Genomic DNA, 15,094 nt, shown 5'->3' with positions numbered 1-15,094 from the left:
TTATTAACGGTTGGTATTAACCACCTGAATAGGATTGTTGCCGGCACTGGCAATGGCCGCTGTATTTTTTTGCGGAGCCTGTTGCTGTGTAATTACTTTTAATACTTCACCAGATGGTCCAGCCGCAGCAATGGTGCCGTCTCGCATCAAGATCAATGAATCAGTCACTGTGAGCACACTGGTTTTGTGAGTAATTACAATTACAGTATGTCCCGCTTCACGTTGTGTGGTCAGGGCATTAATCAGGGCCTGTTCGCCCGCGTCATCCAGGTTTGAATTGGGTTCGTCCAGAACAAGCAACTTTGGATTTCCGTACATGGCGCGCGCAAGTCCCAACCTTTGCTTTTGCCCGCCTGATAATCCTGCACCGCGCTCACCCAGTGGTGTGTCATATCCCTTGGGTAAATTCAGAATCATTTGGTGAACGCCTGCCGCTTGCGCAGCAGCCACAATTTTCTGCGAATCAAGTTCACCGAAGCGCGCAATATTCTCGCTAACCGTTCCGGCAAACAACTCAACTTCCTGTGGCAGATAGCCAATAAAAGGTCCAATGTGTTCGCGAGAGTATTGATTGATGTCGGCACCATCCAGGCGAATGATGCCATTTTGCGGTTTCCATATGCCAATCGCTAGTCTTGCTAAAGTGCTTTTCCCTGCACCACTAGGGCCAATTACACCCACCACCTGTCCGGCCTTTATCGCGACAGATAAATTGCGCACTGTAAACTGCCTTGATCCAGGCGGGCCAGCAGTGACTGATTCAAAACTCAGATTGGGTGCGGGGTCAGGTAGTTTTAATCCTTCTGGCGCAGCCGGGGCATTTTCCATCAATTTTATCAAGCGCATATATGCCTGCTTGGTGCTGTTATAGGACTTCCAAACGCCGATTAGCTGGTCAATTGGTGCCAGTGCACGCCCCATCAAAATAGACGCGGCAATCATCATGCCCGGGGTCATGGTTTGTTCAATCACATAGTATGCCCCTAAACCCAGTGCGGCACTTTGAAGGAAAATGCGAAAGTATTTACTGGCATGTGTCCACACTGCGGCTTTGTCCGAGGCCTGCGCCTGAAGCGCTAGAAACTTAAAATGCTCCTCAAGCCAACGATTGCGCAATGCGCCCAGCATGCCCATGGCCTCAATTACTTCGGCGTTACGCAAATTGCTGTCTGCTGTCGCAGCACTCTTAATTGCTAACCTATTGGCCTCGGTAAGTGGGGGGTCGGTTTGTTTGTTGTTGGCGAAAGTTAATGTAATCGAAATCAAAGCGCCAACTACAGCCAATAATCCGAGCCCGGGGTGGAACAGAAACATGACACCCATGTAAATTGGAATCCAGGGCGTGTCAAAAAACGCCATAATTCCATTACCGGTTAAAAATTGACGAACCACGGTCAAGTCGCGCAGTGACTGCCCTGCATTGCCGGAAGCACCTGTGCGTAGTTGAACCTCGTAGGCACAGTTGTACACCCGCTGGTTCAGTGCCACGTCTAGTTTGTTGCCAACCCGCACCAAAATGAACGTGCGCGAAGCTTCAAGAAGGCCAGCCAGCACGAACAAACCAACCGCAATTAAAGTCAACATGGCCAGCGTCGCTTCATTTGAACTGGCCAACACCCGATCATAAACTTGCAGCATGTAGATCGAAGGAGTTAGCGCCAAAATGTTGACCGCCGCGCTAAAAGTCATCAAGCTGCGGAAGCTTTTTTTGCAGGTTTTAAGCGCTTCAGTAAGCTCGTTCTGGTCGCGAAAAATGTTCAACGTTGCACCATGTCACTGATTTTTTTGAATAACCCAGAATTGTATCAGGAATGTACCTCTAAATGGTTAGCCCCTAAAACTCTAGGGCGTCACTCTATCTGGCGGTAGGTGCTTTTAGGGCAAGCGCAAGATTGCGGACGTGGCCTCTTATTGAAAAGTGAGGTCTGTAAGTCCAACACCAAGTCTGCGCGGGTCATTTCCGGTCCCTAGGTCTATCGGGCGAGAAGTGTTTTTAGTAACAAAGGTGATTCCCACTTCGCATAGCGCTAGGCGACAATTTTTGCCAAGTTCCTGCAAAGAGATATTCAGAATTTGCGGGGTATTGTCAATTATCGACACGGTTCTCCATGGTTTTCCATCTATGTAGACTGAGACATCCAAAGGACGTTGAAGCGTTCCATTAAAACCTAGAAAAGACAAAGAGAGTGCTTCAACATCACTTTTAAATAGAGGTATTGTTAGTGATGCCTCTTGCCCATCCTGCCAAACACCCCAATGTTCGGGTTGAGACCAACCGTCGTTGAGAAAAATCTTACCCATTCCTGAGTACGAGAATTCAATGATGTCATCCTTACTAAATCTAGGTACTAGCTCATCTGGTTTGAGAATTTCAACACCCTTCGGAGCCTTCGTGCTGCAGTCAGAGCAATTGGGGGCCAGGAGAGTGTAACCATCCATACGAAAAATGAAGTCTCCCTCTCGAACTGTCCTACTTATCTTCGCGAAAACAGATTCATCAAGCACGTAAAGTGTATCTGGATCAAAATCGCCCATAGTTGCAATATTCATCGACTCTTGATGAAGCTTAGTAAGACTCTTTTGATCCACTCGAGCCAAATACACAATATCGGTCTGCATTTTATTTTGAGAGGCATACAGGGCCAAAGGCAACCATCCCTCAGAAATATTTGCAGTGGGTAGTCTTCTTATTTTTTTGTATTTAGCCCCGAGGTGATCCCATAATGGACCTCTTAATCGAATCTCCGCACGCTTTGCTCCAGATACACTCGATAAGAAAGTGTTAAGTTGCGATGTCATTTGGGAAGAATCCACAACTTGTAGGGTCAGGGCGATAAACAACAGGCTAATTGAGGCCACCTGTGGGTATCGCTTGCAAACAAAAATCAAACAAGCAAGAAAAATAAAATAATAAGCCGGCCATACAAAGCGACCAGATGCTCTGAATACAGCGAACATTCGCTCAAAAACGTCAGGTACTTTACCTGCTGAATACGGACCAAACCCAACAGCAGGTGTGATTGCATATAAAACCAAAACAACGAGCACCAAGGTCAAGAACCAATACTCGATAAAGAATGTACGCAAAGATTGAACAAGTGCTTTGGGCCTCGCAAAAGAAAGCCCTAGTAAAAATAGGCCTCCAAGGCCAAGAAATGCAAATCCCTCGTACTCGCCTCTGCCGGCATTGGGAATGTCGGGCAAGATTGTTGACCAGGATTCATCCGGGTCAAACAAGCTAAGCAAGTTTAGTTTGTAGGTGCCATAGCCAATCAGCGCCGCCCCGCTCGACACAACAAAATAGCCTGCTAGATACGCGACAACTCCGACGGTAGTTACCATGAAAATAAACTCACCGACCCAAGCTTTACTGGGGCGCCACCCGTCCCACTTTGCGCGGCACAAGTCTGCAAACCACAAGGCACCAACCATCGCCACGAAATAGGCATGAGTTAAGGTTGCCGCTGCCAAAAGTAAAGCCCAAGGCCAAAGTTGGCGCTTACCGTCCTGAGCAAACACAAGCACGATAGACGCTAACAATAAATAATGTGCCGTTAAGCTAAAGTGCCCTTGCAGCCTCCATATCATTGGCAGTGAGAAGGTCAGAAGCGCCGTGCAGAGAAGGCGGTGTGTGTAACGTAGCTCGAACTGACCGATCAAAAGCCAAGAAAAAACTGCTTGAAGAATAAAGGAACAAAGGAGCCAAGCTCCAAAATATTGAAAAGGGTCGATCCCTAGCAATTGGCCTATAAACTTAGCTGGAATGGCCACGAGTGGAATCGCATCAGAGAACACTATAGAACTGGAAATTTCTATTCCGAAAGACGGGTTAACTCCAATCGGAAACCCGAAAGGACTCAAGTAATAGAATGACCAGCCTGCATAATGCGCTGCAGTATCACCAAAAAGCAAGATGTCAGTATTGTACGGATTGAGGACATCAACTCCAACCACGTACAAGAAAATCACTGCGCCCAATATGGGGGCTGTAACGTAGGCAGACAATCGGAGAAACAGATTGCTCCTAGTCATCGGAGAGTCTCGGATTTTCCAGGTTCAGGGTTTTTCTGACAATGTAAGCGGGCCTACCTTTTACCTCGATAAATACCCTTCCAAGATACTCACCTAACACACCGATCCCAATCAGCTGCATGCCGCTAAAGACCACAATTGCAGTCAGTAAGGTGACATAACCTGGGGTGGTTACACCGAACAACAGCGCCGAAACAATGATAAAACCCGCATAGATTAGACCAATAAGTACAAACAGTAAACCTAGGTAAGTCCAAGCTCTAAGTGGAACCGTACTGAAGTTTGCCAGCCCCTCCAGAGCAAAATTCCACGAACGCCATTTGTTGAAAGTAGATTGACCGGCATGCCTAGGCGCCACTTCATAATCGACTACTGTGGGTTCAAAACCTACCCATGCAAAGAGCCCCTTCATGAACCGCTGACGCTCGGTTAACCTACGTAATTCCTTTGCCACGGCTTTATCTATTAATCTGAAATCACCCACGTTTTCAGGTAGCTTTACGGTTGCGATGCGGTTGTACATTTTGTAAAACAGTGTGGCTAACCTGCGATAAGAAGATGAATCGGTGTCTCTATTCATGCGACGTGCGACAACGACCTGGACTCCCGATTGCCAATGCTCAATGAAAACTGGCAGTACGCTGAAAGGATGTTGTAGATCTGCATCCATAAAAATAATCGCATCGCCTGCGGCGAAATCCAACCCAGCAGTAATGGCAGCTTCTTTACCGAAATTTCGCGAAAAGTCGACAATTTTGATCCATTCGTTCCGTTCGGATGCCTCCCCCAACAAATCAAGCGTCCTGTCTGTGCTTCCGTCGTTGACGAAAACCACCTCGAGGTCAACTGTTAGATATGAGCTCTTGAAACGATTCAACTGAGCGATGAATTCTTTTAAACAAGCGGCTTCGTTACGGCATGGCACGACCAGACTAATTAATGGCTTGCTTTTCATTGGCAGATTATTTGAACGTAAATCTTCGATGTAGAAGGTATGAAGCCACGGGCAACGCAACGATACTCACTAGCATAGTGACTCCGTAGTGTAAGCGATAACTATCTGCCAGAAAACCTACTGTTGCACTCACGAATAGCCCTAAGGCCCCAACTTTATGAAACCGAATGAAGCGCATGAAACTCAATTCTTTTCTAAAAACCCAAGTTGAGTTGATAAAAAATGAAAGAGTAGAGGCGCACAAGTAGCCAGCGACATTACCGAATAGTTGGTCTGCCCCCAGATGCCTAGTGCTGAATGCCAAAATTAAAAAATGTATCAAGGTGTTAAACACACCTACCAAGGCAAACTTTGGAAAATTAGAACCCACCATTTTCAACCACCAGCCTTAACTTGGCCCGTTTAAACGCCGTAACACACGCTATTTTTTTTAAGCCCTAGCTTTCTTCAGGCAAGAAAAAGCGAAATGGCCTATGTAAATAAACATCAATGTAGCCCTGGGCACTCAAGTGATGGGCAATTTTATTGTCGGCAACTGACGTAGACGCAGATGGTAGTTAGTGAATTGGATCAAGTCAAATTAATAGTGAACTGCCGTGGCTTTAAAGCAGGCGCCGCGTAATCAAACGGTTTTCTCAGGTTTTTAACAATAACATTTTGTGAGATTGTTTCTATTGGCGTTGCCTGTAAAGCAGTCGGGCGTTTACGATACGGTCTTCTTCAAGCGAGTTCCCCAAGTCATGTTCACTTCAGTCCAAAGTACAACCGTGTTGCGCGCACCCCGGGCAATATGGGCTCACCGTAATTTTATTTCTGCATTGGTCAAGCGGGAATTCATGACCAAGTACGCGAACTCTTCATTGGGCGCTGCTTGGTCGGTCATCAGCCCATTGGTCATGATGTCGATGTACGCGTTAGTTTTCTCCCAGGTCATGGAAGTAAAACTGTCTAGCGCCGTTTCGGGTTGGGGCTATGTCATGCACCTGTTTACGGGGCTGTTGCTCTGGACTCTGTTTTCAGACGTGCTAATGAGAACTCAAAGTATGTTTCCCGATTATTCTAATTTCCTGAAAAAAATGAAAATACACATCGGCGTTGTGCCTGTTGTGGTGGTTCTTAACGTGTTGGTTTCCTGGGGAATCATGGCAGTTTTGTTTTTCTTGTTCTTAACGCTTGGCGGGTACTTGGGGCAAGTTTCTTTCCTCCACTTGGGAATGGCAATCTTTGTAGTGGCCGTTCTGGCCGTGGGCACAGGCCTTATTTTGTCCACGCTCAACGTCTTTTTCCGCGATATTGGGCAACTGGTACCCGTCTTGTTGAATGTGGGCTTCTGGGCTACGCCCATCGTGTACCCACCCAGCGTGCTACCAGGTTGGGCATTGAATATTCTGCAGCACAGTCCTGTTTTTCAATTGGTTGATTTTGCGCAAAACAGTGTAGTTGCAGGTGGAAGTGCCTCGACTAACGCAATATTTATACCGCTAGTTTGGGCGATCGTGGCATTTGTTTTTGGTTGTCTGGTGCTTGGCCGAGCAAAAACTGACCTAGTGGACCAACTTTGAAATGCCGGTAATCATCGCCAACAACTTAGGCAAGGCCTACAAACATTTTTCTCGGCGAATTTGGCGTCTTCTAGAGCTGATCTCACTGGGTTTTGTGCAACGTCACACCAATCACTGGATATTGAGAGGTGTTTCATTTCAAATTCAGCCCGGCGAATCGGTCGGTTTGATTGGAATTAATGGCGCCGGCAAAAGCACACTGTTAAAAATTATCGCAGGGGTAACTCAGCCCACCGAGGGAAAATTACAGGTAAGCGGGCGCGTCTCAGCCCTGCTCGAGCTAGGGCTTGGTTTCAATGCCGACTTCACTGGTCGGCAAAACGTGTTCATGGCTGGGCAGTTGTTGGGCTACACGCTGCGTGAGCTTCAGGACCTAATGCCGGAGATCGAAGAATTTGCCGGGCTGGGTCACTACATTGACCAACCTGTCAGGGTCTATTCAAGTGGCATGCAGGTAAGGCTGGCATTTAGCCTGGCCACAGCAACTCGACCCGATATATTGATAGTCGACGAAGCACTGTCGGTCGGCGACATCGCTTTTCAGCAAAAAAGTTTTAACCGCATATTGCAGTTCAAATCGTTGGGCACCACTTTGTTGGTAGTTAGCCATGACAAAGAGGCCATTCAGGCCTTGTGCAGCCGGGCCATTTTGTTAAGCAAGGGTGTTGTGGCTCTTGATGGTACCCCCGAATCTGTATTCGACCGATACAACGCGCTGCTGGCCGACCCTGAAGGCACTAGTGTAAGCACATCGGTGATTCAAGGGAACAAAGTACAAACCAGTTCTGGCAATGGCATGGCGATATTACAAAGTGTGTTGTTGACCGACCCCATTAGCGCCAAAGAATTGAAGGTAATTAAAGTGGGGCAGCCAATTGCCGCAATTGTTACGGTGTTGGTGCAGGAAAACATACCCACCCTAGTACTGGGCTTCGGAATTAAAGACCGCCTGGGTCAGATGGTTTTTGGTGCCAACACGTTTTATACAGGCCAAACTGTCGGGCCTTTAAATGCCGGGCAGGTGTGCACGTACACCGTGCAATTTAAAAACATCCTGGCCCCAGGGCACTACAGTGTGCACGCCAGCCTGGTAAGAAGCGACAACCACATTGATTGTAATTACCACTGGCTAGACGGCGTTTGTGTATTCGAAGTGATTAATGAAAACTTGCCGCAATTCGTCGGAAGTGTGTGGAATGAATTAACTTTTAATTGTGAAATACAGAACAGCAGGGATTCAAATGACCAAGCCTTACCGATTAATTGACATTGGCTGCCGCTGGGGCTTCGCAGAGCGATTTTTGCAGACAGACCAGCTGGTGGAAATTTATGGATTCGACCCGGACGAAGTTGAGTGCAATCGTCTTCGTGATCATTATTCCGACCCCCGAGTCACGTTAATTCCGCAGGCCTTGGCTGGCCAGGCAGGTAACCGCACGTTGCATTTAACCCAGGAACCTGCCTGCAGTTCGCTGCTGCTTCCTGACCCCTTATTGACCCAGAATTTGCCTGCACTTTCTTGTGCCCGCAAGGTGGGTGAACAACAAATTGTAGTTACCACTTTGGACCTTTGGGCCCAAAGTACAGGCACCCAAGCTGCTGATTTCCTAAAATTAGACACCCAGGGCACCGAGTTGGAAATTTTGCAAGGGGGGGCACATTTACTTCAAACCGTGGCTGCAGTCGAGCTAGAGGTTGAATTCAATCCAATCTACCTGGGACAACCACTTTACCAAGATGTAGCGCAGTACCTGTACGGCCAAGGATTTGTTCTGTGGCGCTTGGAAAATATGGTTCATTATTCCGAATTGCCACAGCCTGGTCCCTTGTTGGGTCAGGACTTCATTTATCACGACCTTCACCATAGAGAACCCGTGAGCAGGTACGCCGGCCAGTTGTACTGGGCCAATTGCCTGTTTGTGCGGCAAAGTTTGTTGCAGCCAGGAATTTCTGCCAATGAAGCCAAGCGGTACGGGTCCTTGTTCGATTTGCTGGGGTATGTCGATATTTCAGCCCAAATACGTGGTGCACTGAAATGATTTCTTACGCCCAAAATTTTGAAGACGTAATTCTGTGGCGTGTTTTAAAGGATTTCACACCTGGCTTTTATGTGGACGTAGGTGCCAACGACCCCGTGGTCGACTCAGTAACGCACTGGTTTTATTCTCAAGGGTGGCGCGGTATCAATGTTGAACCTGTTCCCGCTTGGCACGCCAGGCTTGCAGCCGAGCGTGGTGAAGACACCAATCTGATGGTGGCCATTGCCGACAAAGAAGGTTGTCTCGAACTATTTGACATTCCAGACACTGGCTTAAGTACCTTCGATTCGGGTACGGCACGCCAACACGGTCTCGACGGATACGGTGCAACATCAATTGTAGTTGCCACCACCACGCTGACTAAAGTTTTAGGTCAGTACAGGCCAACGGGGCCAATTCACTTCTTGAAAATAGATGTTGAAAGTTATGAAGCGCAGGTTCTTGAGTCTTTGGACTTGGTGAAGTACCGCCCCTGGATAATCGTTGTAGAAGCCACAATACCTAGAAAACCGGATATTTCTGATGCTCAGGTGCGAAAACTGTTGGAATCCGCCAACTACACAGCGGTTTATTTCGACGGTTTAAACAAATTTTACGTGGCTCATGAGCAGCTTGACGTGTTAGCGAATAAATGGTACCCGCCAAATGTTTTCGATGGTTTTGTACTTCACCAAACCCTGATCAAGGACCTAAAAATTGGTGCGCTTGAAGCGCATTTGGAGAAATTGAGCAATGAAATAAGTGTTTTAAATCAGAATCTTGACGTTTCTTTGGCCGAGGCTTCATTATTGCGTGCGCAAGTTGTCAGCTTGTTGGGTAGTACGTCGTGGCGCATAACCCGCCCACTGCGTTGGTTAGGTGCGATGCTAAGAAAGTTGGCTGAAAAACGCTCTGATTAGCCCACTAGAGGTATGTGTCGGTTATTTTCTACTTGAATCGAGCTAATCAATTGTTCTATGATTAACAGGTATTAGACAAAGAAAATGTCTTGACATCAAAGAAAACCACCTCTACCCATCGGTGAAAATTTGTGGCCTCACTACAGAGCCACGGAACAAAACGTTAATTTAATTTTTGGAGATTTAAAACATGGCTCATGTCGGTAAAGGTTACGCCGGGATTTTCGGTATTGCTTCCAACGTAGAAGGCTACAATTTTTGGAACAACACATTTTTCGCACGTGAGGGATTTACTGGCCCAACCGACCCACGCGTATTGCCAGTAACGTTTGAAGCCATGTTCCAAACAACTTCGGCACGCGCTTTCTACCCCGCAAACGTTGCAGCTAACAATACATTGCTTGTGAATCGCGCTTACGAAATCTTGTTAGGCGTAGACGTTTCAGGTGCTGCCGCCAACAGCGTGCTTGGCCAAGGTCGTGATTTCTGGATTGGCCGCTTGAATGCATCAGACGCAAGCAGCGATCCCCTGAAGTTCGGTAACTTCTTCACAGGCTTTTTGAATTCAATTGAAATCGTCGGTAATGGACTGAATAACGGTACACGGCCATCCACTGGCGACGCCCAGCTGGATGCAGGCGCACAAGCATTCCCGTTCAAAATCATGATTGCGAACTTCACTGGCTTGACTGGCGCAACTGGCGGTAACGTAACTACCGGCAACGTGAACGAGCTGAAAGCAATTGTAGACCGCGTGAACAGCCAAGCTACCCTTGACCAAACCCGCGCCGACGTAGCAGCCAACATCGGTGCAGGCGGTGACGGAAGCGGCGTAGGTGGTGGCAACCAAGTTCCAGGACAGTTATTTCCTCTCAGCAACGGTGTAGATAACATTACCGGAACAGCAGGTAATGACACCTTTGACGCAAGGCCTCTCAATGGCAATCCGACCCTTGACCAGTTCGACATGCTCGACGGTGGCGCAGGCCGTGATACTTTGATTAACGTTGGCGCATTGAATGTTGGTGACTTGACCGGCGTTCGCAACATTGAAATTATCAGTGCCGCTGGCAATATCGCTTTGGGTGCAGATGCAGCCGCAGCGGGTATTGATACAGTGAACATGTCTCGTGCAGGCGCAACAGCCGCGACTATTAATGGCTTTAACGCGGCACTGACTGTGAATGGTTCTTCGCTGGCAGATACCGTTAATTTGAATCTGGCCGACGCTGGTAACAAGACTTTGGTGTTAGGTGCTGGTGCCAACCAAGTCAACGTGACTGGCGTGGTAGGCGCAGCCGCTGGCTCAGTGGTCATGTCTTTTGAAAGCGGCGCCGTTGGCAATGGCACAGGCACCGTGAATATTGACGGCGCAAACGGTGACATCACTGCTGGAAACACAAGCACAAAGTTCGTTGGTAACCAAGCTGACCAGTTCAGCGTAATTGGTACAGACGCGGCTGGTGCGTTGGTTCCAGCACAAGATCGTGGCGATTTCCAAACTGTAATTCTGGGCACAGCTGCTGCCGATACGGCAACAACCGTTGGTGAAGTAGGCAACGTATACATCAACGCTGGCGCGGGCGACGATGTCTTGACCGCCAATGCAGCAGCCGCAGCTCGCCACTTCTTGGTGGGCGGCGCTGGTAATGACACGCTAAATGTGACCACAACTGCAACCGGTTCTGTTGTTGTGATTTCTGGTGGTGGTAACGACACAGTAAACGTGGCCGCCAACAGCACAGGTTCTGAATCAATCACTTTGATTTCAGGCACCAACACCGTGAACTACGCTGGCGCTGGCCTTACTTTGAATACTGCAGTGGGTAGCGCTAACCGTGACGTACTGACTGGCGGTTCCGATCGTGACACCTTGGCTGCAACCTCAGCCGTTCTAACCGCTGTTGGCCCAGCTGCTGTTGCCGCTAACCAATCCATCAGTGGTTTTGAAGCGCTTACCGTAATTGATGCACAGAACGCAACCACATTGGTCACTTCAAACATTCAGGCAGGTATCGACACAGTAAGCTTGAACGGTACTGCTGTTGCAGCTTCCAGCGTAACCTTCGGCACCGGTGTTGCTGCAACGGTTAACCTTGGTGCTGCTGCCACTGGCGCAATTGTAGTGGCCTCTGCAGGTACAGGAACATCTGACCAAGTGACCATTGCTAACACGGCAGCGGCTGTTAACGTTGGTAACCCAGCGGTGTTAACTGCAGTTAACGCATTTGGTGGTCAATCGATCACTGCCAACGGCGTTGAAACTTTGGTTATCAACACCAGCGCAGCTGGCGCAGCAACCCTGCAAACTGCCAACGCTGTAACAGTTAATGGCACTACGACTGGCAACCCAGCCGTAACAGCACCAGCAACCGTGAACATCACTGGCTCTAATGGCTTTGTAGCGACTTCGATTAACGCCGAAACAGTAAATGCTTCTGGCCTAACCGGCACCGCTGGTTTGGTTGCAACAACTGGTACACGTGCTGTAAACGTAACTGGTTCCTCAGGCAACGACGCCTTGACTGTAACAGCCACCACAGCGGCTGAAGTGGCTCAGGTTTCCCAGACAGTTGGCGGTGTTACTACCGTCATCACCCCAGGCGTTGCTGCTGTAAATGCAGTGGTAAGCACTGGTGCTGGCAATGATGGCGTGACAATGGCGACGACAGGCACTGGTGCAACCACAGTCTCTACCGGTGACGGAGTGGACGGTGTAACACTGAACTCTCGTTCAACAGGCAAGCTGACCATTGACATGGGTGCAGGCAACGACGGTTTGAACTTGGGCGCAGTGGGTGCTGGCGGCATTCTGGTTGGTGACTCAATCACCGGCGGTGATGGCACGGATACAGTTGCTGTTACCGGTGTAGCTGGTCGTCAAAACGGCGATTACGTTGTTATCAATGAGCGCTTGTTGAGCTTCGAGCAGCTGGTTTTCAACGGTGCAGAAACTGGCCTGAACGCTAACTTGCTACAGGCTCGCTACACAGCACTGCAGTTTACTGACAACTCGTCTGTAACTGGTGTTACAACCCAGCGCTTGGGTACCCAAGACGACTTGGTTGCAACTGCACAGGGCTATACAGTGAATGCTGCCAACGTTGGTACCTTGAACATTACTTCAGGTGATGTGATCGGTTCAGCTTCACCCGCGTTTGTATTCAACGCGTCTGCAGCCAACCAAGTAACAGCAAATGCTCAAACTCTGAACTTGAGCGTGTTGGCCAATGCGTCTAACGCGGTTAACACCACAGTGGCCGGTGATTTGACAACACTGAACGTTACATTGACTAACGGTGCAACAACTGCGACTCCTCCTGTACCAACTTTGGCATCAGTCGCGGTAACTACCGTTGATGGCGGATCACTCGACGAGTTGACATCGCTGACATTGTCCGGAAACGGCAGTGCAACAGTGGTTAACGGATTGGGCACAAGCTTGGTCACTGTTAATGCAAGCGCAATGACAGCAGGTATCGCCAACGATGATGGTTTGGAATACACAACATCCAACACAGCGGCTGAAAGCATTACCCTTGGCGGCGGTTCGGATATTGTTACATTCAACGCAGGCGGTTCTAACATTGTATTGGGTGCTGGCGGTGTAATTACCAACTTTGACACCGTAACAGGCTTGAACTTGGTGCTGAACACCAATAACCCACTGGTATTGGCTGCCACTTCCGACGACATCGCAGTAGCTGGTTTCACCGGCGGTGCGAAGTTCACAGTTGCAGCTGGTGTTACCACTCTTGAAAACGCCGTGCAATCTGCTGCCCAGGCAGCAGGAAACTCACTTGTGTTCCAATTCCAGGGTGACACATACGCGTTCGTTGACAATGGCAACACTTCCAACCTTGACACCGGCGACACACTTGTTAAGTTGACTGGTCTAGTGGATCTGGATGCTTTGCTAATCGCTTTGGCACCTTTGGCTCCTTAATCACCCGATTAGGAACTAATCCAACAGCAATAACAATGCCCCTTGCGGGGCATTTAAAACCCCCAGTTCTCACAAGGAGCTGGGGGTTTTTACTGGTGTGTTATCAATAAAAAACCCTCAAGCATTTCCATGGTTGAGGGTTTTTTTATATGGCAGCAAGCAGCTATGCAGTGTCGCCAAAATCGGTAAAGCTTTACGGGGTAACAGGCATTCCGTTGACAGTGGCCGCGGTAGTTTCAGTCACGCCGTTTCCACTCATGTTTTTCAACACAATGCCACTGCCAGTGGCAATCCACTCATCAACTGTCGAAGCTTGCGAGTTGTTCACAATCTCTTTTCTGAATCGGCAAGCCTGAAAGGTACCTAAGGGCACAGAAACGGGCTCAATTCCCAAGAACGTTACCGTCACGGTTTGTGAAGCACTGCTGCTGTTGCTGAAAGGAAACCCAGCAGCTGAACCTGAAACCGTGGTCGTGGAGCTTTCTGTACGCATTAACGATCCACCCGCCTGCAAAGTAAGGTCGGCTACTGTGGAGGGTGGGGTAAATACAGTTTTGGTATTGGTTTGTGTACCTGAAACCGTAATGTTTGATTCAGAGCCAAACAAGGTGGTTATGTTGTTGGCAAAATCAAAATATGATTTCGTGATTACACCGCCCGAATCAGAAACTTGTTCTAAAGCACTGTTGCCTTCAAATAAAGTTCGTTGGGTTATTTCCGAGTTCACCGTGCTATTAATTGTCGTACTACCGGCTGTGGTGCGGAACGTGTAGCTTGTGGTCGTGCCAATCGTTGCCAATGCTGAGTTAGCACAAGCACTCGCACTGCCGGTACCGGTACCTCCGCCCGTATTGGGAGGTGGTGTCTCAGGTTCTGGTTCTGGCGTGGGTGGTGGGTTCGGGTTCATGGTTGCATCCATTCCCCCTTTTTCGGCTGCTGCATTCAAATCTGCCAGCGCGGGTCTGCCGTTGGCATCAATTGCGCCTGCAGTTTTCAAAGCCTCAAGCCGTTGATCGGCTTGGTTTCCCTGGGGGTTTTCTGTAGTGGGGGTCACAATTTCTTCGTTAATGAAGTTTAGCCCCACATCAATCCCGTACTGGGCAAGTAGTCTATCCCTAACTGCAGCCAGAGCAGCGTCAATGTTGGCTTGGTTGCCAACAATACTTGCGTAGTTGGGGTTGTCTACAAAATCATCTGCAGTGAAGTTACCCGGCAAGCCAGCTCGGCCAGCCAAATAAGCCATCGCTAGTTGGCTTAGTGGCGTCAGGTTTGCCCGGGTTTGTCCGAAAAACAAACTAAGCAATTCATCGTTACCCGCATTGGAACCAAGGCCCAAAATACAAGGCGCTACGCCACCAGGTACGCTTAGGTTAAAACTACCATTGCTTGTGGTTACAGCAGTAGCCACGGTTCCATTGCTACATTCCGTTTCAACCGTAACGCCTGCCAGCGCAGCCCCGGTTGCAGCGGTGCCAATAATCGTCAAGCTGCTTGGCGTGGTTGGTGGAGTAGGTGTGCCAGGGCCAGCGGTGCCAGGCGCAGTGGCCGTTGTGCCACCGCCCCCGCCACCACCGCATGCGGCTAAAAATAGGGTACCAATGGCCAGTGTCAACTGATGTTTAACGGTTGTGGAGTTCATGATCGGGTCTCCGTACTGTGAA

The 15,094-nt window shown here is 48.9% G+C and carries 10 protein-coding genes; 5 read left to right on the top strand and 5 right to left on the bottom strand.

The features are described from left to right. Window positions 1–3 precede the first annotated feature (3 nt). The 4 genes from NSP04_RS01070 to NSP04_RS14995 all read right to left on the bottom strand — a co-directional run bounded on the left by NSP04_RS01070 (window position 4) and on the right by NSP04_RS14995 (window position 5,360). Window positions 4–1,761, bottom strand: a complete 1,758-nt coding sequence (locus NSP04_RS01070; RefSeq protein WP_257510485.1) for a type I secretion system permease/ATPase — start codon at window positions 1,759–1,761, stop codon at window positions 4–6. A gap of 147 nt (window positions 1,762–1,908) precedes the next feature. Then, the gene (locus tag NSP04_RS01065; RefSeq protein WP_257510484.1) at window positions 1,909–4,032 is read right to left on the bottom strand and encodes a DUF6311 domain-containing protein; all 2,124 of its coding nucleotides are present in this window, start codon (window positions 4,030–4,032) and stop codon (window positions 1,909–1,911) included. Then, window positions 4,025–4,987, bottom strand: a complete 963-nt coding sequence (locus NSP04_RS01060; RefSeq protein WP_257510483.1) for a glycosyltransferase family 2 protein — start codon at window positions 4,985–4,987, stop codon at window positions 4,025–4,027. Before NSP04_RS01060 ends, NSP04_RS01065 begins: the two co-directional genes overlap by 8 nt. 7 nt (window positions 4,988–4,994) lie before the next feature. Further along, window positions 4,995–5,360, bottom strand: coding sequence for a GtrA family protein (locus NSP04_RS14995; RefSeq protein WP_371824981.1), 366 nt, complete (start codon window positions 5,358–5,360; stop codon window positions 4,995–4,997). 367 nt (window positions 5,361–5,727) lie between these two features. Between NSP04_RS14995 and NSP04_RS01055 the strand changes: the two genes are divergently transcribed. The 5 genes from NSP04_RS01055 to NSP04_RS01035 all read left to right on the top strand — a co-directional run bounded on the left by NSP04_RS01055 (window position 5,728) and on the right by NSP04_RS01035 (window position 13,433). Then, entirely contained in the window at window positions 5,728–6,549 is an 822-nt protein-coding gene (locus NSP04_RS01055; RefSeq protein ID WP_257510482.1) for an ABC transporter permease, read from the top strand. Window position 6,550: 1 nt separating this feature from the next. Then, window positions 6,551–7,816, top strand: a complete 1,266-nt coding sequence (locus NSP04_RS01050) for an ABC transporter ATP-binding protein (protein WP_257510481.1) — start codon at window positions 6,551–6,553, stop codon at window positions 7,814–7,816. Next, the gene (locus NSP04_RS01045; RefSeq protein ID WP_257510480.1) at window positions 7,791–8,588 is read left to right on the top strand and encodes an FkbM family methyltransferase; all 798 of its coding nucleotides are present in this window, start codon (window positions 7,791–7,793) and stop codon (window positions 8,586–8,588) included. Before NSP04_RS01050 ends, NSP04_RS01045 begins: the two co-directional genes overlap by 26 nt. Then, window positions 8,585–9,487 (top strand): FkbM family methyltransferase, encoded by a 903-nt coding sequence (locus tag NSP04_RS01040; protein WP_257510479.1) that lies wholly within the window; start codon window positions 8,585–8,587, stop codon window positions 9,485–9,487. The genes NSP04_RS01045 and NSP04_RS01040 overlap by 4 nt, the downstream gene beginning before the upstream one ends. Window positions 9,488–9,677: 190 nt before the next feature. Next, the gene (locus tag NSP04_RS01035; protein ID WP_257510478.1) at window positions 9,678–13,433 is read left to right on the top strand and encodes a beta strand repeat-containing protein; all 3,756 of its coding nucleotides are present in this window, start codon (window positions 9,678–9,680) and stop codon (window positions 13,431–13,433) included. 193 nt (window positions 13,434–13,626) lie between these two features. On the opposite strand, the gene NSP04_RS01030 is transcribed toward NSP04_RS01035, so the two are convergent. Further along, window positions 13,627–15,072: a hypothetical protein gene (locus NSP04_RS01030; RefSeq protein ID WP_257510477.1), complete on the bottom strand. Its 1,446-nt coding sequence runs from the start codon at window positions 15,070–15,072 to the stop codon at window positions 13,627–13,629. Between the last annotated feature and the right edge of the window lie 22 nt (window positions 15,073–15,094).

It is taken from the genome of Limnobacter parvus (assembly GCF_024623725.1).
Taxonomy (GTDB): Bacteria; Pseudomonadota; Gammaproteobacteria; order Burkholderiales; family Burkholderiaceae_B; genus Limnobacter; species Limnobacter parvus.
Note: the sequence above shows the minus strand (reverse complement) of the source record. Positions and strands in the feature narration are given on the sequence as shown.